Annotated in this window: 21 protein-coding genes; 9 read left to right on the top strand and 12 right to left on the bottom strand. The window is 68.0% G+C overall.

Going from position 1 to position 25,608, the window contains the following annotated elements; translation table 11 throughout:
• The first annotated feature begins 241 nt into the window (after positions 1 to 241).
• On the top strand, positions 242 to 568 hold the full coding sequence (locus AC3WSN_RS25615; RefSeq protein ID WP_192706028.1) for a helix-turn-helix domain-containing protein: 327 nt from the start codon (positions 242 to 244) through the stop codon (positions 566 to 568).
• A gap of 757 nt (positions 569 to 1,325) precedes the next feature.
• Positions 1,326 to 2,000, top strand: coding sequence for a sigma-70 family RNA polymerase sigma factor (locus AC3WSN_RS25610; protein WP_492543252.1), 675 nt, complete (start codon positions 1,326 to 1,328; stop codon positions 1,998 to 2,000).
• Positions 2,001 to 2,139: 139 nt separating this feature from the next.
• Here AC3WSN_RS25610 and AC3WSN_RS25605 read toward each other — a convergent pair whose 3' ends face one another.
• On the bottom strand, positions 2,140 to 2,364 hold the full coding sequence (locus AC3WSN_RS25605) for a hypothetical protein (protein WP_492541810.1): 225 nt from the start codon (positions 2,362 to 2,364) through the stop codon (positions 2,140 to 2,142).
• 285 nt (positions 2,365 to 2,649) lie between these two features.
• Positions 2,650 to 2,904, bottom strand: a complete 255-nt coding sequence (locus AC3WSN_RS25600; protein ID WP_492541808.1) for a hypothetical protein — start codon at positions 2,902 to 2,904, stop codon at positions 2,650 to 2,652.
• A gap of 260 nt (positions 2,905 to 3,164) precedes the next feature.
• Here AC3WSN_RS25600 and AC3WSN_RS25595 point away from each other — a divergent pair, with 260 nt between their 5' ends.
• The 3 genes from AC3WSN_RS25595 to AC3WSN_RS25585 all read left to right on the top strand — a co-directional run bounded on the left by AC3WSN_RS25595 (position 3,165) and on the right by AC3WSN_RS25585 (position 6,357).
• Positions 3,165 to 4,400 (top strand): MFS transporter, encoded by a 1,236-nt coding sequence (locus AC3WSN_RS25595; protein WP_492543250.1) that lies wholly within the window; start codon positions 3,165 to 3,167, stop codon positions 4,398 to 4,400.
• 408 nt (positions 4,401 to 4,808) lie between these two features.
• Positions 4,809 to 5,969: an AraC family transcriptional regulator gene (locus tag AC3WSN_RS25590; protein WP_492541806.1), complete on the top strand. Its 1,161-nt coding sequence runs from the start codon at positions 4,809 to 4,811 to the stop codon at positions 5,967 to 5,969.
• A gap of 76 nt (positions 5,970 to 6,045) precedes the next feature.
• Complete coding sequence (locus AC3WSN_RS25585; RefSeq protein WP_492541804.1) at positions 6,046 to 6,357, top strand: hypothetical protein; 312 nt, start codon at positions 6,046 to 6,048, stop codon at positions 6,355 to 6,357.
• Positions 6,358 to 6,365: 8 nt separating this feature from the next.
• On the opposite strand, the gene AC3WSN_RS25580 is transcribed toward AC3WSN_RS25585, so the two are convergent.
• From AC3WSN_RS25580 to aspT, 3 genes are all read right to left on the bottom strand, one after another.
• Positions 6,366 to 8,525, bottom strand: a complete 2,160-nt coding sequence (locus AC3WSN_RS25580) for a hypothetical protein (RefSeq protein ID WP_492541802.1) — start codon at positions 8,523 to 8,525, stop codon at positions 6,366 to 6,368.
• 132 nt (positions 8,526 to 8,657) lie between these two features.
• Positions 8,658 to 10,307, bottom strand: coding sequence for a bifunctional aspartate transaminase/aspartate 4-decarboxylase (locus AC3WSN_RS25575; RefSeq protein WP_492541800.1), 1,650 nt, complete (start codon positions 10,305 to 10,307; stop codon positions 8,658 to 8,660).
• Positions 10,308 to 10,333: 26 nt separating this feature from the next.
• Entirely contained in the window at positions 10,334 to 12,010 is a 1,677-nt protein-coding gene (aspT, locus tag AC3WSN_RS25570) for an aspartate-alanine antiporter (protein WP_192706020.1), read from the bottom strand.
• A 398-nt stretch (positions 12,011 to 12,408) separates the two neighbouring features.
• On the opposite strand from aspT, the gene AC3WSN_RS25565 reads away from it, so the two are divergent.
• A complete protein-coding gene (locus tag AC3WSN_RS25565; RefSeq protein WP_492541798.1) occupies positions 12,409 to 13,332 on the top strand; it encodes a DUF4344 domain-containing metallopeptidase in 924 nt (307 codons plus the stop codon).
• Positions 13,333 to 13,434: 102 nt separating this feature from the next.
• On the opposite strand, the gene AC3WSN_RS25560 is transcribed toward AC3WSN_RS25565, so the two are convergent.
• The 5 genes from AC3WSN_RS25560 to AC3WSN_RS25540 all read right to left on the bottom strand — a co-directional run bounded on the left by AC3WSN_RS25560 (position 13,435) and on the right by AC3WSN_RS25540 (position 19,991).
• Positions 13,435 to 13,800 (bottom strand): PRC-barrel domain containing protein, encoded by a 366-nt coding sequence (locus tag AC3WSN_RS25560; RefSeq protein ID WP_492541796.1) that lies wholly within the window; start codon positions 13,798 to 13,800, stop codon positions 13,435 to 13,437.
• A gap of 359 nt (positions 13,801 to 14,159) precedes the next feature.
• Positions 14,160 to 14,999 carry a polyphosphate kinase 2 gene (gene ppk2, locus AC3WSN_RS25555; protein ID WP_492541794.1) on the bottom strand — a complete coding sequence of 280 codons (840 nt, stop codon included), beginning with the start codon at positions 14,997 to 14,999 and terminating at the stop codon, positions 14,160 to 14,162.
• A 15-nt stretch (positions 15,000 to 15,014) separates the two neighbouring features.
• Positions 15,015 to 18,206 carry an efflux RND transporter permease subunit gene (locus tag AC3WSN_RS25550; protein WP_192706015.1) on the bottom strand — a complete coding sequence of 1,064 codons (3,192 nt, stop codon included), beginning with the start codon at positions 18,204 to 18,206 and terminating at the stop codon, positions 15,015 to 15,017.
• A 4-nt stretch (positions 18,207 to 18,210) separates the two neighbouring features.
• A complete protein-coding gene (locus AC3WSN_RS25545) occupies positions 18,211 to 19,329 on the bottom strand; it encodes an efflux RND transporter periplasmic adaptor subunit (protein WP_492541792.1) in 1,119 nt (372 codons plus the stop codon).
• Positions 19,330 to 19,424: 95 nt separating this feature from the next.
• Entirely contained in the window at positions 19,425 to 19,991 is a 567-nt protein-coding gene (locus tag AC3WSN_RS25540; RefSeq protein WP_192706013.1) for a hypothetical protein, read from the bottom strand.
• Between the two features lie 459 nt (positions 19,992 to 20,450).
• Between AC3WSN_RS25540 and AC3WSN_RS25535 the strand changes: the two genes are divergently transcribed.
• Together AC3WSN_RS25535 and AC3WSN_RS25530 are read left to right on the top strand one after the other, a co-directional pair.
• Positions 20,451 to 20,906, top strand: a complete 456-nt coding sequence (locus AC3WSN_RS25535) for a hypothetical protein (protein ID WP_492541790.1) — start codon at positions 20,451 to 20,453, stop codon at positions 20,904 to 20,906.
• A 91-nt stretch (positions 20,907 to 20,997) separates the two neighbouring features.
• The gene (locus tag AC3WSN_RS25530; RefSeq protein WP_492541788.1) at positions 20,998 to 21,417 is read left to right on the top strand and encodes a hypothetical protein; all 420 of its coding nucleotides are present in this window, start codon (positions 20,998 to 21,000) and stop codon (positions 21,415 to 21,417) included.
• An 80-nt stretch (positions 21,418 to 21,497) separates the two neighbouring features.
• Here the strand turns inward: AC3WSN_RS25530 and AC3WSN_RS25525 are convergent, their stop codons facing one another.
• A complete protein-coding gene (locus AC3WSN_RS25525) occupies positions 21,498 to 23,177 on the bottom strand; it encodes a SulP family inorganic anion transporter (protein ID WP_492541786.1) in 1,680 nt (559 codons plus the stop codon).
• Positions 23,178 to 23,332: 155 nt separating this feature from the next.
• On the bottom strand, positions 23,333 to 23,761 hold the full coding sequence (locus AC3WSN_RS25520) for a potassium channel family protein (RefSeq protein ID WP_457108446.1): 429 nt from the start codon (positions 23,759 to 23,761) through the stop codon (positions 23,333 to 23,335).
• Between the two features lie 138 nt (positions 23,762 to 23,899).
• Between AC3WSN_RS25520 and AC3WSN_RS25515 the strand changes: the two genes are divergently transcribed.
• The gene (locus tag AC3WSN_RS25515; RefSeq protein ID WP_492541784.1) at positions 23,900 to 25,261 is read left to right on the top strand and encodes a TAXI family TRAP transporter solute-binding subunit; all 1,362 of its coding nucleotides are present in this window, start codon (positions 23,900 to 23,902) and stop codon (positions 25,259 to 25,261) included.
• The last annotated feature ends 347 nt before the right edge of the window (positions 25,262 to 25,608 follow it).

Below are 25,608 nucleotides of genomic sequence, written 5' to 3'. Positions count from 1 at the left end.
CGCCACGCCCGAGGGGCCGATCGGGAACACCATATGGCAGGCTGGCCATCGGCACCCTCTTCCATGTTGGTCCCCGAGATCGACATGATAGGGCCATTCGGAGGCATGCCAAGCATCTCGTCGCGGGAGCGACGACGTTCATCGGCCGGTGTCTGGACAGGGCATGGCCGTCGCAGCTATATGGCTTTTACTGTATAAGCACCGCGTGCAGCCGCGATCGCACGCAGGAAGGCAAACCCTCGTGTATGCGCATTACCAACGCCTGGACTCGGAGGAGGTGCTGGAGCTGCGTCGCGAAGGTGGGCGGTATCTGAAGGAATTGCGGGAGGCGCAGGGCCTGTCGCAACGGCAGCTCGCCGCTCTCGTGGGTGCGGAATACTATACGTTCATCTCGCAACTCGAGACGGGGCGCGGCCGCATCCCTCCGGATCGCTACCGGGCCTGGGCAGAGGCGCTGAAAATCGAGCCCCGGGAGTTCGTCCGGAACGTGATGCGCTTCTACGATCCGATGACGTACGAGATCCTGTTCGGCGATCTCACCGCCCGGGCCGAGGACGACGAAGCCTAGGCCGTCGTTCGCCCTTCGGGCGTGGGTGCGTGGAAGAGCAGATTCCGAGGCGGATGGAGGCAGGGCCCACGCTCAAGACGTGGTCTGATCGGCATCGTGCGCCGTCTGCGATCCGAGGCGCGACGCCCCCTGCGACGCGTCGTCGGCCGACGATACGGGCGCACCGACCGCCGCCATCAGGACCCGTAACCCGTCAATCCAAACATCGACCTCAGCCCGCGTGACGCATCCAGAACGCTTGAAGACCTTGCCGGATGCGAGCGCCACGACAACATCGAAACGGCCGTCCGACCTGTCTTCAATTCGGTAGACTACAGTTTGTGACATCGTCGCTGCCCAGCGGTTCCTTTTCGAACGACAACGGGAGCGATCCAAACCCGTCCCCGGCAGCGCTCCGATCGAGCGCCGTTCCCGACCAGCCCCCTCGTTTGGCACGTCCCGAGGTCCGGGCATCGCTGAACGCGACGATCCTCGCGGCTCCTACTCGTCTCACCAAACTCCGCTGCCGACCGAACGGAGCCACCACAAACGCACAAGCCTCACAGAACGATCCTCGGCTTGCAGGGTTAGATGTTCACTGTACAGTCAGGTGGCGGGGCCTATGGCAGAGGGTGGACGCTTGAAGACGCGCATTTCCGGGACGCCATCGCTGGATGGCCCATCGTTCCACGCCGTCACGTCGGACGACGTGCACGATGGACCGGGGCTCGGCAGTACAGCGGATGTCTTGAGAGGACATGTCTTGACCGACAGGTTGATGAGCGAAGGGCCGGCATCTGGCCGGCCGAAACCACCCGACCGCCTGGATACGGCCTCACTCCCTCCCGGTGTGCGGGATCATCTCGGCGCCCATCTGCGCGGCGCCTACGAAGCGCTGACGCGGGCGCAGACACCGCAGCGTCTGCTTGATCTCGTGGCGCAGCTCGACGCCACCCTGGAGGGGCAGAGCCGCGAGAGGGCCTTGTTCTTCCGCGCGGAGCTGACCAAAGCGCTTCCTGGGCTGCGTGCGTTCGCCTTGTCGCTCATCGCCGACGCCTCGCGCGCCGACGACTTGGTGCAGGAGACCGTCCTGCGGGCCTGGGCTCACCAGAACCTGTTCGCAACAGGCTCGAACCTGAAGGCGTGGCTCTGCACCATCCTGCGCAACCAGTTCTACACCGAGTGCCGCAAGCGGAAGCGCGAGGTCGAGGATGTGGATGGCGCTGCGGCGGCGCAACTCACGGCTCCGGCAGCCCAGGAGCACGGTTCCGACCTGCAGACCGTCTGGTCCCATATCGGCAAGCTGCCCGAGCTTCAGCGCGAGGCCTTGCTGCTCGTGGGTGCACAAGGCCTCACGTATGAGGCGGCCGCCGAGGTGATGGGGTGTCAGACCGGCACGGTGAAAAGCCGGGTGAGCCGCGCCCGAGCCCTGCTCGTCGCCGAACTCGCGTAGGGTCTGCAACGCCCTCGTCGGAGCCCCCGACACCGACGCGCTCGCGACCGGGATGACGGCCGCGAGTGGGGATGGTTGAACGGCCGCGATGGCAGCCGAGAAGCCAGGGCGATCCGCGCCCGGAAGCTCGGGTCCGGTCTCAGGCGAGATCGAGTTCGAGGACCAGATCCGTCAGGTAGAAGGCGATGCGGCGGCTCGCCTCGCGGTCCGTGCACTCGACGCTGAAGCCGACCGTGAGAGGCTCGCCCGCGTAGCGGCGCAGGACAGATTCGGCCATCAGGGCGGCCTCGCGCTCCGCCGCTGCGGTGAGGACGCGTCGGCCGTCGCGGGTTTCCAGCGTCACCCGGAACTGGTTGTGAGGCATCTCAGGGCGCTCCCCCAGCCAAAGCAGGCAGCCTCATCGGACCGGTGCATGGGCCCTCTAACGTCCCTGGCGGCCAAACCGATCCAGCGCCGTACAGCAAAACTGCTACTCAGTCGGGCCGGGGATGCCGGGCCGAGACCGACCTTGCTTCAGCAGCAGGTCGGCGCCGCGCGACGGGCGGGTTGCGGCCGGCGAGAGCCGCGAAGCGGCCAGCATCGGGCTGGCAAGAGCGCAGATGGGGCGCCCGGCAGGGCGCCCCCGAGAGTCTCCGAACGAGGCGGCCGCTCAGTCGTCCCAGTCGTGATGGCGATGGAAGCCGCCGTCGCGACGCTCGATCACGCGCACGCCCGGGCGATCCCAGTCGTGATGCCGGGAGCCGACGCCGCGGTAGCCGTCGCGATAGCCCTCTCGCACGATGACGCGGGAGTGACCGTAGCCGGGACCATAGCCGTAGCCGCCACCCCACTCATGCGCCTGAGCAGTGGAGGCGGCGCCCACGAGAGCGGCACCGGCGGCGAGGGTCAAAGCGATTGTCTTCAAGCTGTGTCTCCGTTTCGATGATGGCTCCAAGAACGTCATCGCCTCGAAAACCGTTCCCTCGAAGTACGACCCCTGGTTTGAGGCAATCGCTAACCTTGATCCGGCGCGGCGTCTCCGGCCGTCTACCTGCGATCACGCGCAACGCGTCCGACGCGGAACGGTTTAGGTTGTTCGAACGTCTCTGGTGACCTGTCTTCGCGCATCGAGCGCGGGCTACGACGCCCTTCTTCCGGGAGGTCGTGGCACACCGGCCTGAGACCATGCTCGCCACCACGCACCTTGCGCTCATCAACGTCTTCACCGGCGACATCCAGGGCGGCCTCGGTCCCTTCCTGGGAACGTGGCTCGCCGAGACGGGCGGATGGTCACCGGCGCGGGTCGGGTTCGTCACGACGCTGGTGGGCGTCGGCGCGCTGTGCCTGAGCGGGCCGGCCGGCGCCCTCGTCGATCGGATCGGGCGCCCCCGCCTCCTCATCGCCGCCGCCTGCGCCGCCATCCTGGCCGGCACGCTGCTGATCATGCCGGCCAAGTCCTTCCCGGCCGTGTTTGCCGCCCAGATGCTGGCGGCCGCCGGCGGCGTGCTGCTTCTGCCCGCCGTCACCGAGTTGACGCTCGGCATTGTCGGCAAGGACCGCTTCCCGAAGCAGCAGGGCCGCAATCAGGCCTACAACCACCTCGGCATTCTCATCGCGGCAGGCCTCATCAGCTTCGGCACCGTCCAGTTCGGACCCGCCGTGGCCTTCTGGGTGCTCGGGGCCATGGCCGTGCTGGCCATCGCGGCCAGCGTGACGACGCCCGGTCACTGCTACAACGGGCGCCGCGCGGTCGGCTGGAAGGAGGACGATCCGGACGACAAGCCGGAACGTGCGACCACCCGCAGCGTGCTCGCGAACCGCAAGCTGATGGTGCTGGCGGTGGCGCTCGCGCTGTTCAACCTCGGCAATGGCGGCATGCTGAGTCTGCTCGGGCAGAAGCTCGTGGCGGCCGGCACGGACGCCACGGCCTGGACGGCCCGGTACGTCATGGTCGCGCAGCTGGTCATGATCCCAGTGGCCCTCTTCGCCGGCTCGCTCGCCGACAAGCGCGGGCGCCGCAAGCTCCTGCTGGTCGCCCTCGCCGTGCTGCCGGTGCGCGCAGCCCTATCCGCCTTCATCGACGACCCGGTCTGGCTCATCTCGGCCGAGATCTTCGACGGCGTGGCCTCGGGGATCGTCGGGGTGGCCGTGCCCGTGGTGGTGGCGGATCTCACCTGGGGCTCGGGCCGCACCCAGACGGCGCTCGGCACCGTCAACGCCGTGCAGGGCATCGGCGGCGCGCTCTCGGCCTGGTACGGCGGCCTGGCGCAGTCCGTGCTCGGCTGGACCGGTTCGTTCCTGGCGCTCGGCGCGCCCGCGCTGATTGCCCTCGCCCTGGTCATCTGGCTCGACGCGACCTCCGAGCCGGGACGCCGCACGCGCAGACGCGAGCGCTCGGCCACACGCTTGCAGCCAGCCTGACCTAGGATGCCACGGGCCAACATCCTCGGGCGCTGGTGCCCCGGGGTCCAGCTGTTCGGCGAGACGCGTGCGCGCCAGCGTGCCGGTTCTGGAAAGCCACGCGAACACCGCGGATCGGGACAGCGGACTGCGGAGGAGGGTTTCGGCGGCAGTCTCTGTCGCGTGTCGAGCAAAGCTCGAACGGTGAAACAGCGCTGCAACCGGCTGCTTCTCGCCGGCAGCAGATCCTGGCCGACTGAACCTTTCGGGGCCCTCGCGTCCGTCTGATCCCGGACAGAGTCCCATTCGATCAAGACGTCCCGTCTTATCTTATGTCAACTGCACTGCTTGTACCGACTCAGGGTTGAAACAGGGGTGGCCATGTCCTCTTCTGTCACAGCAGGAGCGCCGGGACACGCAGCGCGGCCCATGGGACCTCGCAGCGCCGGTGCGAACGGGCAGCCGCTCCCTGTCGCGTTGAGCCGTCCGGGGGTCAAACAGGCGATCTACGCCGCCCTTGTCGAACTCGGTGCCGATCCGGGCGACCTCCTTGCCGAGCTCAAGCTTGACCCCGGTTTTTTCCACGGCGGCACGCGCGTCCCCTACGCGGACCTCAACCGGCTCATCGCGCTCGGGGCCGACCGGACGAACTGTCCGCATCTCGGGCTGCTCATCGGCCAGCGCGCGTCGCTGGGGTCTTTGCGACAGCTCGGCGTGCTGATGCGGCACTCGGAAACCGTTGGCGACGCCTTGCGCGCGCTCGTCTTGCACGTCGGCGTCCAGAACTGGGGGGCGGTGGTCGGGCTTGGCATCGACTGCGACGTCGCCATCCTCAGCTACGCTCCGTATGGTCCGGAAGCCGATTGGGCGGCCATTCATTCGGAGCGGCCGCTCGCCACGATGGCCAACGTCCTTCGGGCGCTGTGCGGGGCCGATTGGGCTCTGCAGGAAGTTCTGCTGCCGCGCGCCAAGCCGCGCGACGCCAGTCCCTATGACCGCTTCTTCCAAGCGCCCGTCCGGTTCGATCAGGAAGTCGCCGCTCTGGTGTTCTCGGCCAAGCTTCTGGATCAGCGTGTCGCCGGGGCAAAACCGGTTGTCTGCCGGATGGCAGAGCGCCGCATTCGCCGGCTTGAGGCCGAACAAGCGTCGAATTTGACGGATGAGCTTCGTCAATATCTTCGGATCCAGGTGACGCGGCAGCGCTGCAAGGCTGAGCGCGTGGCGCGCATGCGGCTCGTGGACCGCCGCACCTTGAGCCGTCGCCTGCGGGCTGAGGGAACGACCTTCAGGCAGCTCGCCAACGAGGCGAAGTTCCGGGTGGCCAAGCAGCTCCTCGCTGACACCACCATGAGCGTGACGCAGATCTCGGAGGTCCTCGGCTTTTCCGAACTCGCCGCCTTCACACATGCGTTCCGGCGCTGGTCGGGCACGACGCCGAGCGTGTGGCGGCGCGAGAAGAAGCCGGTGGACACCGCTCAGCTCATGAACGCTCGGAACGCGACCGAAAGGCCCAACCCGTTATTCCGAGCCCGGTATCTCAGAGGTCCGATCTTCTTCTGTCATCTGCCCACTCCGATCGACCCTGCATGAGCGCGCGCATCAGGCGCAGCGGCGGCTGTTCGGCCCCGAAACACAGTGCGACGGCCAATAACGAAGACGTGCCGTTATGAACCCCAAGCTGCTGTTGCCCCTGATTGTTGCTCTCTCGGCATGCTCGTCGGCGACGTCGGCCCCGGGCCACATCGAGGCGCTGGGCAAGTTCTACTATCAGCCCGACTCCGGATACCATCAGAAACGGTGCGAGCGGGTGAGCGCCTTGCTGGCGTCTCGACTGTCGACTCATTACACGTGCAGCAAGCTGGATTCGCCTCGCAGTTTCGGGAAGAGCTGCCTGAGCGCGAAAGGCCCGGAATTCGTGCTGTTCGACACCATGGCGGCGTGCGAGCACCGGAAGAACGGCAAAGCCAACCTGAAATAGTGCGACTTCTACTCCGGAGGTCGAAATCGCGCGGGGGCGGGTCCCGCGTAGAGCTGACCGTCAGGACCGAACGCACCGGCGAAGGCCTGACTCCCGCTGATTTCCGCGCAGACGAGATCCTGCTCGGAATCCTCCGTCACCGCGCATCCCGAATTTGCCGCCAGCGCGCCCGGAATGAGCCGAAAGTCGCCGCGTTCGGGCGCCGCGAAGCCTGGATCGCCGGCACGTCCGTGAGGCTCGATCCCGCGCGCGTGCTTGAGCGCGACAGGAAAGCCGTTGCTGCTGACATCGTAATCGAAGACGCTCGCGAGCGCGGGGAGATCGCGGCCGGACTCGTCGACGGGCAGCCACCGGAAGCAGTCGAAGAACGGCAGCGTTCCCGTTTCGCCGAGATAGCGGGCGAGACCGTCTCCGCCGACGACGCCGCGTCCGCAGGTGCTCACATCGAACCTGCCGGGCCTCGGCCGGCACAACTCCCTCTTGTAACCGGGCACGCCGTCCTCGCAGAACAGCAGGGCGTTGTTCCAGTGCCTGAGATTGGCGGCCGGGCCGATCCCCGTCACCGGCGAACGCAGGTACCAGCTGTTGTTGAACAGGTAGATCGCCCCGCGCTCCGCGTAGCGATAGGTCCCGGGCTGCCCGTCCAGAGGCGGAAGCGCGAGCTTGACGACCCGGCCCTGGAGGCTGGCCTCGCAGGTCTGATCGCGCGGATCCATCCAGGAGACGTCACCGGCCGGGCCGATGCTCTCGACCCCGACGGGCAGCCAGCGGGCGCGTGCGTAGTCGTAGCGCCGGTCGAGCTTCGGGTCGAACGCCCCGTTGGCGGCCGGTTTCTCGACAGGATGGCGCGTGCAGGGCGGCGGGAACGATGAATGATCCGGCAAGGCGATCGCCGGGACGTCGTCGAACCAGCCGCGATTGCCGTAGACGTAGATCGGACCGCCGCCCATGTCGTCGAACGAGAACCACGCGTGGGCATTGACGATCCGGTTGCGGTAGATCCGGACGTCCGTCGCCCAGGTCTCCAGTTCGACGGGGTTGTCGCGCACGTAGGCGAACAGGTTGTCGTAGATCCAGACGTCCCGATTGTAGGGACAGGTTTCCGGCGAGAGGTCCGAGGCCTTGCGGTCGTCGCAGGCGGAAGCCTTCAGCCGAACGCCGTTATAGGCCGAGAGGACCGTGTTGCGGCGGAAGATGATCGGTCCCCGCACGTCGGTTCCGCCGAGCAGCGCGCCGTTGAAATGATCGTAGGCGCCGTGGTGGCCCACGCCCCAGGGGATGCTCCGCCAGAGCAGGCCCGGGCAACCGAGCGGGCTGACGCGGCCGTCGACGCAGCGGAACGGCCCAGCGCGTGTCAGGGCCGCGGCGTCGTAGCCGCTCGCGTCCTGCACCCATGTCACGTCCTCGACCACGAGAGAGTCAACAGGACGCTCCCGGCTGCCGCGTGCCGCAAGGCCGTAGCTGCTCCCGATCACGAGGGAGCGGTGCAGCGTGACGCGGCGACTGCCGATCGCACGGACGGCCGCGAGCCAGCACCCGTCGAATGTCAGATCCTCGATCGTGACGCCGTCACTCCGGTCGATGTCGAGGCAGGCGGCCTCCGCAAGCCGCCCGGAACGGCCGATCGGTATGGCGAGCCGCGAGCGGCGGCTGCGCTCCGGCTCGCCGGTCGAAGCCGGCGTGGTCAGGGCACCGAGCAGGTCCGAGGCCTGGGGGGCCGCGAGGGCCGTCGCGAGGCCGCCGCAGGCCTGCTCGACATCGTCCTCGGGCATCGGGCAGCCGCGGACGTCATCGACCGTGCGTCCAACCAGCCGCGTGCGCCCGCCGAGACCCCTGATCAGGATCGGCGGCGCGTCCCGCACGCCCAAGCCGGACAGAACGATCCGCCTGGCGTAGAGCGCCGCGACGGTAGGATCCGGGCTGTCGGCGAGAAGCTGGACGACGTCTCCCGGGCGCAGTCCGCGCATCGCCTCGGTGGAGAAGGCCTGCGTCTGCGGGGCGATCATCCGGCCGTCCGCATCGTAGCCCGGTCCGGACCCTGCGGGCGTGACGTAGATCGTCCGCGCCACGGCGGCCTGCGTCCCCAGGCAGAGCAGCCCTGCCGCGAGCAGACGCCGCGCGCGGTGGCCGTCCAGAAGCGCCCGAAGACGGGCCGGCGGATGTGTCATGGCGGCGTCCGCCTGACCGATGAAAGCCATCGTCGGCGCCTCGACGGTCCAAGTGTAGCCTAGAGGCGGCCCGGAGATGCGGTCGGCCGGCCCGGGTCCGGCGCGCGGACCCGGCACCCGGCGTCGGGGCGGTCACTCGGCCGGGACCTGCTCGACCTCCTGCGTGCCCGCCGCGGAGGCGCGCGTGGCGGCCTCGTAGGCGTCCCGATAGCCGCGCGCGACGGCGCGCACGCCGCGTCCGATATCGGCGTAGGCCTCGTCGGGCAGGTTGGCGAGGGAGACCCGCAGGGACCAGTCGGGCGCTTCGAACCCGCCGCCGTTGAGCAGCACGATGCCGTGGACCTCGGCCAGCCGGAAGGCGAGGTCGAGGGGATGGACGTTGCGCTTCAGGTAGGCAACGGCCTCCTCGCCGATGTTCTTGCGCGCCCAGAACTCGAAATCGATCAGCCCGTAATAGGCATCGTAATTCGGGTTGGGCGTGATTTGGAGGCCGAGCCCTTCGATCATCGACCAGGCGCGCCGGTTGACAATCTCCATGCAGGCATCCTGATAGGCCTTGTTCTCGTCCATCAATTCGGCGAGCGAGAACAGGCTCATCATCACCTGCTGCGGCAGGGAGAGGCCGGCGGTGTGGTTGAGCGCGATGTCGCGACTGTCGGCCACGATGCGGTCGATGAACTTGAGCTTGCGCGGCTCCAGGGTCAGCGGCCCATAGCGCCTGTCGAGATCGGCGGTCACGTCGGCCGGCAGCTTCGCGATGGCCGTGTCGAAGATATTGTCCTCGTGGATCGCGATGGCGCCGAGCCGCCAGCCGGTGCAGCCGAAATATTTCGAGAACGAGTAGACGCCGATAGTGTTGTGCGGCAGCTCCGCCATCAGCGATCGGAAGTCGTGCACGAACGTGCCGTAGACGTCGTCGGTCAGGATCATCAGATCGGGCCGCTTGTCCCTGACCAACCGGGTGATCTTGGCGATCGTCTCCGGGCTCAGCGCCATCCCGGTCGGGTTGCCGGGATTGACGACGAAGAAAGCCTTGACCTTGGGATCGAGCAGCTTGTCGATCTCGGCATCCGTGTACTGGAATTTGTTCTCCTGCGGCGCCTCGATGTGAACCACGTCGAGGGCATAGTCCTCGAGATGCGTCATCTCGAGATAAGGCGTGAAGATCGGCGTGCCGAGGGCGATCGTATCGCCCGGCATCAGGAGCCGGTTGGCCTTGAGAGATTTGAACAGGTAGCACATCGCCGCCGTGCCGCCCTCGACCGCGTAGATGTCGAAACGGCCGGCGGGCTTGCGCGACCCGCACATCGCCCACATCAGGTATTCGTGCACGATCCGCTCGTTGTGGACGAGCATCCGATCCGGAACGGGGTAATTGTCGCCGACGATCGAATCGACGAGTTCGTGCACGAAGGCGTCCGGCTCGAAGGCAAACGTCCGGGTCGCGTAGGGGACGAGGGCCGCCAGGAAGTCGGCGCCGGGCTGATCGGCACGCTGCTGCAGCCAGGCTGCGAGCCGCTCGGCGCTCCCGGACGCCTGCGGCATGCCGCCGAGCCCGGCCGGGTGGCTCATCACGCGCCGGCTCTCGCTCATCGCGAACTGGCCGAGGAGGAAGAAGGCGTCGCGCGGCGTCGTGGCGACCCAGTTCGGGTTGCCCCGCCCCGCATTGAGGAAGGCCGATTGTGTCCGGCGCGACGTCGCCTTGGCCAGCTTGATCAGTTCGTCCTTGATCTCGAACGGGCTGAGCGACTCGAAGTCCCGCAGATCGAACGATTCTGACATGACAATACTCCCCGTTGCGGGTTGCCTCAGGAAAAGACGAGCACCATCACCATCCCGTAGATGGTGAGCACAGTGTTGCCGATGGCGTAGGGCATGCCGTAGCCGAGAGCCGGGATCTTGCTCTTGGCGGCTTCCTGAACCATGCCGAGGGCCGCCGTGGTGGTCCGCACGCCCGCACAGGCGCCGAACAGGATCGCCGGGTGGAACTTGAAGATGTACCGGCCGATGTAGACCGACAGGACCATCGGGATGGCGGTCGCCAGGGCGCCCCAGAGAAGGAGACTCAAGCCCACGGCCTGAACGCCCGCCACGAAGCCCGGACCGGCGCTGATGCCGACGACGGCGATGAAGATGTTGAGGCCCAGCGTATTCAGCAGCCAGAGGGCCGGCCCCGGGATACGCCCGAAGACCGGGCGGATGGTCCGCAGCCAGCCGAGCACCAGACCGGCCAGCAGGGCGCCGCCGGAGGTCGACAGGCTGATCGGGATGCCGCCGAGCTTGTAGCTCAATGCACCGACGAGGCCGCCGAGGACGATGCCGGCGGCCAGGAAGGCGATATCGGTCGTCTCGACCGTCCGGTCCGGGTAGCCGAGCTGCTTGATCGCCGCTTCGACGTGCCGGCGGCCTCCGGCGAGCGTCAGGATGTCCCCGCGCAGGATCTCGGTCCGCGGCAGCACCGGGATCTCGACCATGTTGCGCATGATCTTGCGCAGATAGACGCCGCGTGCCCATTCATGGCCCGCAAGCGCCTCAAGGGTCATGCCGGCGACGGTGCGGTGCGTGACGAGAACATCGACGACCTCCGCCGGAACATTGAGGAGTTCCCGGTCCTGAACCTCCTCGAGCATGGGGTTGAGGCTGTCGACGAGGCGCTCGCGACGACCGGAGACCGCCACGATGTCGTCCGGCCGCAGCATGGTCTCGCCATCGGCCTCGATGATCTGATCGCCGCGCCGCACGCGTTCGACGAAAACGCGCATCCCCGGCCAGATCTCCCGCACCGGCCGGCCGACGATGCTGTCGTCGTCGGGCACCCGGTACGCCCGGAGCTCGATATGGCGAATGGCCGAGATGAGGCCGCCCTCGCTCACCTCGCCGCCCATCGTACGCTCGTAGTCTTTGCAGGCCTTCTCGAGGTCGACGCCGATCAGCTTCGGCCCGAGCTGCGCCAGGATGATCGCCGACCCGATCGTGCCGAAGATGTAGGTGACCGCGTAACCGATCGGAATCTGATCGAGATAGGTCTTGGCTTGGTCGGCCGGCATGTCGAGCCGCGCGATCTGGTCGGATGCCACGCCGATCGAGGCCGAGATGGTCTGCGAGCCGGCGTACAACCCCGCCGCGTAGCCGAGATCGAGGCCGGCGAGCTTCGCGCACAGGACCGGGGCGAGCAGGCAGAGGACGAGGACGACGAGGGAGAAGCCGATCTGCCGCGGCCCCTCCTTGGTCAGGCCGCTCACAAATTGCGGCCCGACCCCATAGCCGACCGCGAAGATGAACAGGATGAAGAACGTCGATTTGACGTTGGGTGAGATGGCGATCCCGAGCTGACCGATGGCGACGGCGGCGAGAAGGGTCGCCGTGACGTTCCCGAGGCTGAAGCCCCCGATCTTCCGGGGACCGATTGCAAACCCGATCGCCAGTGACAGGAATATTGCCAGCTCAGGATAGGTTTGAAAGGTCTTGACGAGCCAATCGGCCATGGGAGGCTTCCCGATCTGGCCGCCCGCCCTCGCTCCAGCGAGACCAGGCGCGCGGATGACAGCTGCCAATCTTGCCGCAACATCCAACACACTGCGTCGCGGCGAGAACGCGCGTGTGAAGCGGTGAATATTTGGATCTTCAACGAAACGGATACATTTTGCTTGATCGTATGGGACAAACCTCTACTCGAGAAATCCGATTTTCGTTGGCCGACATTCTGCTAGGTTGCGCGGCCGGGCGGCAGTTATGATCTCGGCGGCCGACGGGATGTGGCGCAGCGCTCGACCGGACGGGCCCCCGGAAACGGGGCGTCCATTCGCCGGTCGGATGATCACCGTGAGACCGTAACTGGGCCGATCCGACCCTTACGGACCTCTCATCCGTCGGGTTGCCCGTCATGGACATGGCACACAACCCACAGACGATACCGACATCCGAGTTCAGCGGTCGGGGCCGGGACGGCGGCAGGGTCGAGCGCGTCCGGTTTGGAGCCATCCCCGGGGTCCTGCTGACGGCCGCCACCCTCCTGTCGGCTGCGCCCGCCCATGCCCTGCCCGTGTCGCACGGCCGCGATCGTGTCGTCGTGACTTACGTGCCGCCGAGCGACCCCGCGCATGGCGAGATCTATCGGGCTCTGCGGCGGCAGCACGTGCTGGAGCGGCTCGGCGCGGTCGTGCGCCTCGTGCGGCTGCCCCGGCGCCTGACCCTCCGGATGAAAGGGTGCGCGGGAGAGGCGAACGCTTGGTACGATCCCGACAGCCGCGCCGTCACTATGTGCTACGAGCTGGTCGCGGGCATCATCGCGCGCGCGCCGCACGAGCCCTCGCCGGCCGGCGTCACCCAGGAGCAGGCGACCCGCGGGCCGATCGCCCAGATCCTCGTGCACGAGACCGGCCATGCCCTGTTCCACTTGTTGCGCGTCCCGATCTTCGGGCGCGAGGAGGACGCGGCCGATCAACTCGCCGCCCTGCTCCTGCTCCACCTCGCCCCTGCGCAAGCCCGGGATCTCGTCGGCGGCAGCGGGTACTTCTTCGCGATGCTCGGGCGGCAGGAAGCAACCGACACAAGCCGTTTCGCCGATGTCCACGGCCTGTCGTGGCAGAGATTCTACAGCCTCGTCTGCCTCGCCTACGGCTCCGATCCGCGTCGCTACGCCGACGTCGTCGCGAAGGGGTATCTACCGGCCGATCGGGCCACGACGTGCGGCGATGAGTACAAACAGGTCGCGTACGCGTTCAGGCGGCTGATCGGCCCGCACCTGCGCGTGCGCCCGCATCGCGGCGAACGCCTCCGGCGCGCGTGGCAAGCGCGCGAGCCGTGATAGAGCGAAGGCCGATGCGGCCGGCGGCCGCCGCGCCCAGGTCGACGGACGCCCGGATTGCGGTCTTGAGGACGCATGGCGCTGATCCGGTCGGCGCCCGTCTCAGGGTCTGATCACCGGAAGCTGTCGGATATCGTCGCGCGTGGCGCTGACGGTCAGGTCGTTGTCGCGCTGATGCAGCCGTGGGACCGGGATACCGATCTCCCCGCCCCCGAGCCATCGCCGGCGGGCGACGACGGCAATCAGCGTATGGCCGTCCGGCGAGACCCGGACATCCTGCACGCGCCCGACGGCGAGCTTGTGATCGGCATGGAGCCATCGTCCCCGGAGTGTCGGGATCAGCGAGGCCGCAGCCATCTGCATGCGCGAATCCGTCTCGACCGCGACCAGCGAGTGGGTCTCCTGCGCGCGCGCCGCGGTGGCGAGCAGGGCGAGGGTGCAGGCCACAATGCGAGCGGGGTGTCGCATCCGTCGTCCCTCCCTAACCCGAGCGCGGTTTTTCAGTCTCTGACTGGTCGGCGCACGGCCGGGTCCGCGCCGGCAATCGCCTGCTGCACAGGCGCGTTGCCGGAGAGACCGAGGCGGTCCTGTCCCGATCGAGCCGGACGGGCGCGTGGGAGCGCTCGGCCACGGCCGCCTCCGTCAGGCAGAAGCTGCTGCGCAACGCGACGGACAGGGGCATCGTCGCATCCTCCGACGCCAGCTAATCCGACCCCTCGTTTCCTGCTTGATCGAACAGGACACCGGACCAGCACCGACCTTGGCAAGCGCCACCTCGATCGTCGTCGATGCGGAGCGCGCGGTGAAACGCGGACGGCGGCCGACGCTCAGTACAGCTCCGGCACGAAGCGCTGGTCGCGCAGCGTGTCGTCGTAGGCGTTCTTCTTGCAGCGCTTCGGCAGGGTCACCGGCTCGGGCTTGAGCTTCCTGTAGGGGATCAGATGCAGCAGGTGCGCGATGCAGTTCAGCCGCGCCCTGCGCTTGTCGTCGGAGCGCACCACATACCACGGGAGATCATCGGAATCGGTTGCCGCGAGCATCGCGTCGCGAGCGCGGGAATAATCATACCAGCGCCGATAAGATTCCAGGTCCATCGGGCTCAGCTTCCACTGCCGCAGCGGATCGTTGATGCGGGCCTCGAAGCGGAGCTTCTGCTCCTGGCGGCCGACTTCCAGCCAGAACTTGATGAGCTGGATCCCGCTCCCGGTGATGAACTGCTCGATCTGCGGACAGAGGGTCAGGAAGCGGCGCTGCTCGGCCTCGCTCGTGAACCCCATGACGGTCTCGACGCCCGCGCGATTGTACCAGCTGCGGTCGAAGATCACGATCTCGCCCGCAGCCGGGAAGTGCGCGATGTAGCGTTGCAGGAAGAGCTGGCTCTTCTCGCGGTCGGACGGCGCCGGCAGAGCGACGACGCGGAACACGCGCGGACTGACCCGCTCGGTGATCGCCTTGATGGTGCCGCCCTTGCCGGCCGCATCGCGGCCCTCGAACACCACGATGATCCGCGCGCCGGTGGCCTTCACCCAGGCCTGCAGGTGACAGAGCTGCACCTGGAGCTTTCGCAACTCGCGCTCATAGGCTTTGCGCTTGAGCCGGCTGTGCTCGACGAGCGGCTCGGCGTCGGCGGGCCTGTCGGCGAGCAGCACCTGATCGGTCTCGTCCATCGGGACAACCCTCCGCTACTCGGCCGGCAGATGCTCCGGCGTACCGGCGGGCACCTTGGGCGGCACTGCCGGATGATCCCTGCCCTTCCCGCGACCCAGGAGCCGCCACGCCCGCTCGCGCAGGCCCTGGAACACGACGTAGAGCGGCGGGATCACGAAGATGCCGAGGAACGATGCGGCGATCATGCCGCCGAACACCGGCGTCCCGACATCGCGCCTGGCGAGCTGCGAGGCGCCGGTGGCGATCACGAGCGGGAGGAGCCCGAGGATGAAGGCGAAGGACGTCATCATCACTGGGCGGAAGCGGAGGCGCGCGCCCTCCGTCGCGGCCTCGCGCAGCGGCACGCCCTTCTCGCGCTGCTCCTTGGCGAACTCGACAATGAGGATGCCGTTCTTGGCGGCCAGGCCGATCAGCACCACCATGCCGATCTGCGCGTACAGATCGAGGGTGAGGTTGCCCCAGACCATCGCCAAATAGGCGCCGACGATGCCGACCGTCACGGAGAGCAGCACGGGCACCGGGATGGTCCAGCTCTCGTACAGGCCGACCAGGAATAGGAAGGCGAACAGCACCGCGAAGGCCAGAATGATCGCGGTCTTGCCCTCCGCCCGCTTCTCTTGGAAAGCGGTGTCGGTCCATTCCCCGCCGAAGCCCGCGGGCAGTGTGCGCGCCGCCACGGCCTCCATGGCCGCGAGCGCCTGGCCCGAGGAGACGCCCGGCGCGGGGCCGCCCTGCACCGTCACGGCACGGAGGTTGTTGTACCGGATCAGCGCGGGCGGCCCGACGACGATGCGGGCCTCCGCGAGGCTGCGCAACGGGACCATTCCGCCGTCCTTGTTGCGCACATTGATGCGGTAGATGTCGTCGATCTTCTGGCGGTCCGTCGCCTCGGCCTGGACCTGGACCTGCCACGCGCGGCCGAACAGGTTGATGTCATTGATGTAGTAGCCGCCGAGCGAGGCCTGCAGCGCCTGGAACACGGCGTCGAGCGACACCCCGAGGATCTGGACCTTGTTGCGGTCGATATCGAGGTAGACCGAGGGGTTCGTCGCCGAGAAGGTGCTGAAGACGCGATTGAGCTTGGGCTCCTGGTTCGCCGCGACGAGGAGCCCGCGCAAGACTTGCGCGAGCTCCTTCGGGTCGCCGCCGCGCAGGTCCTCCAGAACGTAGGCGAAGCCGCCGCCGGTGCCGAGACCGATGATCGGCGGCGGCGCGATCGGCACGACCGTGCCGCCGGGGATCTCGCGGAAGCGCTGGCCGAGCCGCGCGATCAACGCCGCGGCGCCGTCGCCCGCGCCCTTCCGCTCCTCGAAGGGCTTGAGCGTCACCACTTGGAAGGCGGCGTTGCCCTGCGAGTAATTGTCGATGAAGTTGAGGCCGACGACCGTGGTCGTGTCCGCGACCGCGTGCTCCTCGCGCAGGATCGCCTCGGCTTGCGCCGCGACCGCCGAGGTCCGGTCGACGGACGCACCCTCGGGCAGTTGCACGACCACGAAGAACGCGCCCTGGTCGTCCTCCGGCAGGAAGCCCGTGGGCGTGATCTTGGCCAGCTCGACCGTGCCCCAGGCCGCCGCGAGCGACAGCACGACGCCGATGATCGACAGGCGGACGATGCGGGCGACCGCCACGCCGTAGCCGTCGCGCACCCCGTCGATCGCGCGCATGATGAAGCCCATGATCCCGCGGCGCGGGCCGTGGTGCGGCCGCAGCAGCACCCCGCAGAGCGCGGGCGAGAGCGTCAGCGCGTTGATCGCCGAGAGGAACATCGAGACCGCGACCGCCACGGCGAACTGGCGGAACAGCTCCCCCGAGATGCCGGGCACGAAGGCCACCGGCACGAAGACCGAGAGCAGGACCAGGGTGATCGCGATGATCGGGGCCGTGATCTCGGCCATCGCCCGCTTGGTGGCCTCGCGCGGGGAGAGCTCGGGATGCTCCTCCATCACCCGCTCGACGTTCTCGACGACCACGATGGCGTCGTCGACCACGATGCCGATGGCGAGCACCATGGCGAGCAGCGAGACGGAGTTCGCCGAATAGCCCACCGCCTTCAGGGCGATGAAGGTGCCGATCAGGCTGACCGGCACGGCCAGCGTCGGGATGAGCGTCGCGCGGAGGCTGCCGAGGAACAGGAACACCACCACCACGACGAGCACGAACGCCTCGATCAGGGTCTTCTGCACCTCGTGGACGGTCTCGGTGATGAAGGCCGTCGGGTCGTAGGTGACCTTCCACTCCAGCCCCTCCGGGAAGGACGGAGCGAGCGCCGCGACGCGGGCCTTGACCTCTTTGAGCGTCGCGATCGCGTTGGCGCCCGGCGATTGGTAGATCGCCACGACGGTCGCCGGGCTGCCGTTGAGCCGGGTCTCACGGTCGAGGCTTGCCGCACCCAGTTCGATCCGGGCGACGTCGCCGAGGCGGAGCAGGGAGCCGTCCGGGTTCGTGCGCAGGACGATGTTCTGGAACTGCTCGGGCGAGGTGAGCCGTCCCTGGGTCTGGATGCTGAGCTGAAGCTGCTGCGCGTTGGAGATCGGCCGGGCACCGATCCGCCCCACGGGCGCCTGGACGTTCTGCGCCTTGATCGCGTCGATCACGTCGCTCGTGGTGAGGTTGAGCCCGGTCAGCTGGTCGGTCCGGACCCAGGCCCGCATCGCGTAATCCTGCGGCCCCCACAGGGTCGCGTCACCGACGCCGGGCGTGCTCTTGATGCGGTCGAGAAGGTTGATGGTGACGTAGTTCGAGATGAAGAGCGGGTCCTGGGCGCCCTTGGGCGAGTAGACCGCGAGCACGCCGAGCAGGGCGGACGACTTCTTCTTGACCGTGATCCCCTGCTTGCGAACGTCCTCGGGCAGCTTGGCCAGGGCGATCTGGACCCGGTTGTTGACGTTGACGGCGTTGATGTCGGGATCGGTCCCGAGTTCGAATGACCCGGTGAGCGTGTAGCTGCCGTCGTTGCCGCTGACGCTCTTCATGTAGATCATCTTGTCGACGCCCACGACCTGCGACTCGATGGGCTGGGCGACCGTGGATTCCACCACCGCGGCGGCGGCGCCGGGATACGTTGTCGTCACCGAGACCTGCGGCGGCACGATGTCGGGGTATTGCGCGACCGGAATGGTGAGCAGCGCCAGGGCACCGGCGATCGACGTGACGATGGCGATGACGATTGCCAGGCGCGGGCGGTCGACGAAGATCGCGGACAGCATGGCCTCAGATCCCGCTTGCCGACTGGGCGATCGGGTTCGCCCGAACGGCGATCCCGGGCCGCACCCGCTGGAGGCCGTCGACGATGACCAGTTCGCCGCCGGACAGGCCCTCGTCGACGATGGCATCCGGTCCGGTGCCGCCGGAGCCCAGCTTGACCCGCCGGATCACGGCCCGCCCGTCCTCGACGACGAAGACGTAGACTCCGCCCTGGTCGGCGATGAGGGCAGCCTGGGGCACCACCACCTTCTCCACAGGCGCCCCGGTCTGCAGCGCGACCTTGACGAGCTGGCCGTCCCGCAGGGTGCCGGCGGGGTTCGGCATGCTGGCGCGCACCAGCACCGTGTCGGTGGTGCGGTCGACGCTGATGTTCACGAAGTTGACCCGGCCGATCTGGTCGTAGGTCGTGCCGTCGGAGAACTGGATCCGCACGGCGATCTTGCTGCGGTCCGGGTGGGCACCGCTCTGCTGCACCCGGAGGAACTCGCGCTGGCTGACCGGAAAGGCGACGTACATGGGATCCTGGCTCACGATGGAGGTGAGCACCCCGCTATCCGGCCCGACCACGTTGCCCTTCGTGACGCTGGTGCGTCCGATCCGGCCGGCGATCGGAGAGAGGATCTTGGTGTAGCCGAGGTTGATCTGCGCCGTTCTCAGGCTCGCCTCGTCACCCATCACGGCGCCTTGCGATTGTTCGAGGGCGGCGCGCGCCTGGTCGCGCGCGACCACGGTGCCGGAATTGCGGTCGAGGAGATCCTGCGCGCGCTGGAGCTGGATCGCCGCGAGCGTCTCGGCCGCGCGGGTGCGCTCCAGCGCCCCCTCTGCCTGACGGACGGCGGCCTCGAAGAGGTCGGGCTCGATCCGGTAGAGCGGCGCGCCCTCCGCGACCAGCTCGCCCTCCTTGAACAGGACCGCGTCGAGGTACCCCGTGACCCGCGCCCGCACCTCGACGCGGCTCACGGCCTCCACCCGGCCGACGAAGTCGAGCGCCGTGTCGATGGCCTTCTTCTGCGCGGCGACGGTGCCGACGGGCAGCGCCGCGGCGGGCGCGGTCTCCGCGGCGGCGGAATGCGATCCTGCGGTCAGAAGAAAGAGGATGAAGAGACAACGAGACCAGCGGAACATGACCGTCCCTCGCCCGGAGAATCCCCGCGCATCCTTGCAGATTGCGTCTGTCCGGCTTGATCGGACGGGACAGCCGGACCTCCCGCCCGGACCGATCAGGCCCTCGGTGGCACCTCGGAACCCGAGAGCATCAGCGCCCTCAGCGTGTCGCGGCCGAGCACGCGCCCGAGTTCGCGCCACGTGAAGTAGGGGACGAGCGCGATGGCCATGATCACCGTCATGACCGCGAGGCCGCGCACGCCGCCGCCGCCGATCGCCGGCAATGCGTCGGCGAGGCTATGCCCCTTCCACAGATTGATCGCCGACTCCTCCGCCGCGTAGGCGCAGACCAGCAGCAGGGCAAACCCGGCGGATCGCAGCGCGATGGGCAGGATCAACGGCCGGCCCGCGAAGTGCGGGCGGGCGTCGAGCCCTTCCGCCACCAGCATCACCTTGGCGAGGATCCAGGCATTGATGAAGGCGAGGCCGTAGAACTGGGCGCTCAGGCCGTGCCGCGACAGCACCACCGATTCGTGCAGCACCAGCACGCCGAATACGACCCACAGATAGATGAAGATCGCGGCGATGCGTTTCGCCTCTTGGGACACGCGCCGTCCGATGCGCCGCCAGCGATCCGTCGCCCCGGTGTTGCGGACGATTGCCGGATCAGCGGGCGTGCTCATCCGCTCCCCTCCTGTCCGACCGTCCTGGATCGTCCGATCGCGAACGCCGTGCGCGACGACGATGATCATCGACAGCCGCCTGTCCCGTACGCACGCGTCGCAGGGTAGCAGTTCGGCCCTGCCGAGCGACCGTACGCGATGACCTTTCCGATCATAGGCCAAAACAATCAGCCCAGGAATGCGCTTCTGCTACATCTATGAAATTTAATCTGAAGCAATCCAGGCCATATCATCTACCGGCAATCGTATCGGGCAGGAATCGTCCTTCAGTCCTGCTTCCAATACGGCCGGGCGGCCTCGGTCCGGAACCATCGCGTGTGTCCCTTTCGATCAAGCTTTCCGATCCGGCCTAGATTAGAAATCGAGCCAATCTACTCGCATGGTGGAATGTTCATATCTCCGCTTTGGCACGCGACGAGGCTGGGCCGGCCGTTCCATCAACAAGGAGGAGCCGATCTCATGAAGTGCTTCATCATTGCTGTCTCCGCCGTCACCGCCCTGATTGTCACCAGCGCCGCTGCGGAGGCACGCGGCTTTGGGGGTGGCGGCTTCCGGGGTGGCGGCTTCCGCGGCGGCGGCTTTCACGCGGGCGGCTTCCGAGCCGGTGGCTTCCGAGCCGGCGGTTTTCATGGCGGAGGGATCGGAGGCTATCGCGGCGGATACCGCGGTGGTTATGCCTACCGCGGCGGCGTCGGCCGCTATGGCGGTGCCTATGCCTATCGCGGCGGCTATGGCCGTTACGTTCGCCCCGGCTACGGTGCCTACGGCTATCGCTATCGCCCGTATGGCTACGGGCTGGCGGCCGCCGGCGTCGGTGCCGCCGCGGCGGCGGCTGGCTACTACGGAGCGACGTCCGGCGGATGCGGTCCGTACCAATACTGGGACGCCTATGCCGGCGTCTGCCGCCCGAACTGAGGTCAACCACAGGGACGGCATTACCGCGCCAGGAACGCCGACCTCCGGCGTTCCGCATCACCCCGTCACGTGATCCGATGAGGCGTCCGTCATGCGAACCAGGATTGCTGCTTTCTGTCTCGCCGCTGCCGGATTGTCGTCCGCACAGGCGCAGGCGCAGGACTTCTCGAGCACGCCGCCGCTCCTCGTGCACGGCAATTACTGCGGCCTTGGCAACCGCGCACCGCTTCCCCCCGTCGACGCGCTGGATCGCGCCTGCGCGCGCCACGATGCGTGTACGCCCGCGGGCGGCCTGCCGTCTCGGCTCTGCAATCTCCGCTTGTCGCGGGAGGCAGACCTGATCGCTCGGGATCCCCGTCAACCCGACGACGTTCGGGCGGCGGCCGGGTTCATCGCCTTCAGCGCCGCGACGATGCCGTTCGACCCAGCGCCGCGGGCCGTGATGGTCGTGGCGCCCGGTGCCGCCGGCCCTTACGTCCGCCAACGTGCGCGCGTCGGGTACGACTACTAGCCTCCGGGGGCGTCACCCGAGGGCCGTCATCCAAGAGCGGTCACGCAGGAGCGGGCGGCCGGCGCCGGCCGCGCTGCCGCTCAGGGTTCCGTCGACGGTGCCGTGGCCGACCGGAGCGCCCCGTAGCGTGCAATGGCCGTACGGGCGTTGAACAACAGGCGGTCCGGGCCGAGTTCCCGGTCCAGGCCCGTGCGCCGCACCATCCGGAGCACGTCCGGGTTGCAGCCCACGAGCCAGACGCTGACGGCAGCGGACCGTATGCCCTCCCGCAGCATCTGAAGCGCAGAATACTCGATGTCGGGCACGCGGCTGAGGTCGAGGGCGACGACGCGCGGCTTGTGCTCCTCCGTCAGCGCCCGCATCCGCTCCCCTACGGTCTGGGCGTTCGCGAAATACAGACGGCCCTCCGGACGGAGGATCAGAAGCCCGTCGAAGGTCTCATCCTCGGGATGGTCGAGGGACTGTGGACGCAGGACGTCGGCCCCGGGCTTACGGACGATAATCGAGATACGGGGCTGAGCCGTCTGGAGGGCGAGGCCCAGGAACGAGAGGACGATGGCCACGACGATGCCCTGGAGCGTCCCGAAGGCGAGGACGCCGATTGCCGCCGCGACGGCCCAGCGAAACTCCATGCATCGGACCGTATAGATGGCGCGGAACTCCGCCGGCTGGATCAGGCTGGCCGAGTACACGACGACGATCGCCGCGAGGGTCGCCTGCGGCAGGAGGCCGAGGATCCCGGCGAGGAACAGCATCGTGGCGAGCGCGGCGACGGCGGTCGCGAGCGAGGTCGCCTGCGTCCGGCCGCCGGCCGCGCGAACGACGCTCGTCTGCGAGGTTCCACCACCCGCCGGCATGGCGCCGAGCAGGGCTCCGCCCAGGTTTGCCGATCCGGTCGCGACCAGTTCGCGGTTGGCATCGACGGGCGGATCGCCGGGGCCGACGAAGGCCCGTGCCGCCGCGATGCTCTCCGTGAAACTCATCAGGGCGATCCCGACCGCGCCCGGCAGAAGCGCGAGGACGAGTCCGGGATCGGGCACGGTCAGGGACGGTAGGCCCTGCGGGATCGGCCCGACTGTGGAGACGCCCCGCGCGCCGAGGTCCAGCACCCACGAGGCGGCGATCGCGGCGGCGGCCACGATCAGGGGCGCCGGCGAGTGCGGCTTCAACCGTTCCATGCCGATGAGGATGGCCAGCGTCGTGCCACCGACGGCCAAGGTTGGCAGAGAGATCTCGGGGAGGTGGCGGACGACGCTCGCCAGATCGGCGAAGAACGACTGCTTCGCGATATGCAGCCCGAGGAGCTTGGGGGCTTGGTCCAGCAGGATCACGAGACCGATGCCGGTCTTGAAACCCGTGAGCACCGGCACGGAGATGAAGCTTGCGATGAAGCCCAGCTTCAGGACCCGCGCCGCGAGAAGCAGCGCGCCCACAAGGGCCGTCAATGTCGCCGCGGCGACCGCAAGTCTCGCCGGATCGCCGTCCGGAACCACAGTGCCGAGCTCGGCCCCGGTCAGGATAGCCAGCGTCGTCGTCGAGCTCACGCTGAGGACGCGCGACGAGCCCAGCCATCCGTAGACGAGCGGCGGCACGAACGCGGTGTAGAGCCCGACCGACACCGGCAGTCCGGCCACCGTAGCATAGGCCATCGCCTTCGGCAGGACGACGGTCGCGGCCGTGAGCCCCGCCACGACGTCGTGGCCGAGATCCGGTGACACACGGTTCCCGCCAGTTCGACGCGCCTTGCCGGGATCTCTCATCGGAACCCCCGTCTTCAGGGCACACAACCGACTGTAGCACCGTTCGGGAGAGTATTGCGGGGTGAAGACGCGGCGACGTCTGATCTGTTTTTCGGGTCGGCTTTGAAAGATCGACGCCGGACGGCGCCCGGAAGCTGGACATACGGGACGTGGCCTCAGAACGCATCTCTCTCCATGAGGGCCAGGGTTCGTCGCAGGATCTCGAAGATCACAGCCGTCGACCAGCCGAACAGCAGGATCCCGTTCATTGCGGCAACCGGACCGAGGAGGCGCCAGCGTTCGGCTGGAACGATGTCTCCGTAGCCGAGCGTTGTATAATTGACGAACGCGAAGTACAGAAAGTCGGATCCTGCTGGCGCTATGCGGATCACTTTGTAGATCGCGGCCCAGATCGCAACTTCAACAGTATGCGCCGCCATAATGACGCACACGGCTGACGACATGATGCGCCAGAGGGTCACGCTGCTGTAGCCGCGGATGGCGCCGTGCACACGAACCACCTTCAGAATGATGGTCATCATGAAGGCGTGGATCGTGATGCTGCACACGCTCCCGAGCGCGCCGATCGCGAGTTGCGCCAGCATGTCGTTCCCCCGGAATCGATGATACTTGAGCACGCGCCAGGACAACAGTCGATCATGATGGCATGCCATCGCGGTCCAGGGCCGCTCGCCCGGCAGAGCGCAACGGACACGTCGAGCGGCTGAGGGCCGGGAGTAGGCATGCGCAAATCGGCGTTTCCAGTCGGTCGTGAGGCATGGCTCACCCTCGGATTGGTGCTCGTGCTCGTCGCCACCGCGGCAGCGGGGTTCTATTTCACCCGCGCCACGACCCTGACCCTTGCGGTCGCCCCGAATGGCGGAACCGAGCCGGACTTGCTGCGGGCCTACGCGGGCGAGCTCGCCCGCCGGAAAACCGGTGTCCAGCTCAGGATCCTGGACTTCCCGGGAGTCCGCGAGAGTGCGGAGGCGCTCAGGACCGGCAAGGCGGATCTGGCGGTGGTCCGACCGGACGTCGCCATGCCCGGGAACGGCTTGACCCTCGCGATCCTGCGCGAGCTCGCGGCCTTCGCGGCGGCGCCGGCGGGATCCGGCATCGGGAGCATCCCGGATCTGGCGGGCAAGCGGCTGGGCATGCTGGCGAGCCGGGACGCGGACAGGACGCTTCTGCGCGACCTGCTGACCCGCGACGGGCTGGAACTTCTTACCGAGGCCCCGAACGGCCCCGTTCCGCCGCAGGCCGTTCTCCTCGTGCCGCTCGAGGAAGCGGACGTGACGGCCGCATTCGGCGACGGGCGCATCGACGCGATGGCGCTTGTGACGACGCCCACGCTTCCGGCGGCGCGGCGCTTGGTCGGCTTCGTCCGCGCGGCGAGCGAGGACGGCACGGTCGCGCTGGTCGGCGTGCCCGACACCGCCGCGGTGCTGGCGCGCTGGCCGCGCCTCCAGTCGGTCACGGTGCCGGCCGGGCTGTTCAGCGGCAACCCACGCCTGCCGGCCGAGGACATCGCGACCGTCGGCTCGTCCTACCGGTTGATGGCGCGCGCCAGCCTGTCGCGCAGCGTCGCCGCCGAGGTCACGCAGCATCTGTTCGAGATGCGCGCGGCGCTGGCCGAGACCGTCCCGGCCGCCGAGGCGCTCACCTATCCGGCCTATGAGGACACGGCGGATGCCACCACCGCCCGCCTGCCCATTCACCCGGGCGCCATCGACTATTACGAGCGTGAGCAGGAGACCTTCATCGAGCGCTACGAGAGCTGGATCTATCTCGTGGCCATCTTGGGCGGCGGCGTCTGCTCGACCATCGCTTGGCTGCGGCAGCGCCTCGGGCGCATCCGCCGGCAGCGGATCGAGGTCGCGACGACGCGCCTCCTCGCCCTCCGCTCGACCGCCCGGCGGGAGACCGACCGGGACCGTCTGGACGCCATCGCGGCTGAGGTCGACGACCTAGCGGCGAGCATCGCCCGTCACGCCCTGAACAGACCGACGGAGCCGCGGCTGCTCGGCGCCGCCACGGTGGCGATCGAGGCCGCACGCTCGACGGTCCGTCGCGCCGCGACGCGCCCCGATCAACCGGCCTGCTGATGGAAGTTCGACAGAGGCTGTCCATGCCTCGATGATCTGCGGGCGATGAGGCCTGTCACCCGGGCCATCCGCCCGATGCGGGTGCTGGTCCTCGAGCGCTGCGGCGAAAGCGAGAGAACGCAATCTGCAAGAACCGCCTGATCTCTGCCGATCGTGTCGGTGAACATGATCGCCCGGCGGGACCTACAGGGTAAAAATCCTCGATCCCCCGCGATGGAAAAGGCACGGTGGTCGGGTCGAACGAGCCTGCAATACGCAGGGCATCAACCATGCGGCTTCCGTCCAGAACTCCAGCTTGATGGTGGGACAAAAGGTGGGGCGAGCCCCGCGTCAGCCGAACAAGCGCT

It is taken from the genome of Methylobacterium sp. FW102-HT35C08, from assembly GCF_058790235.1.
This window is presented reverse-complemented; position numbering and strand designations above follow the sequence as displayed.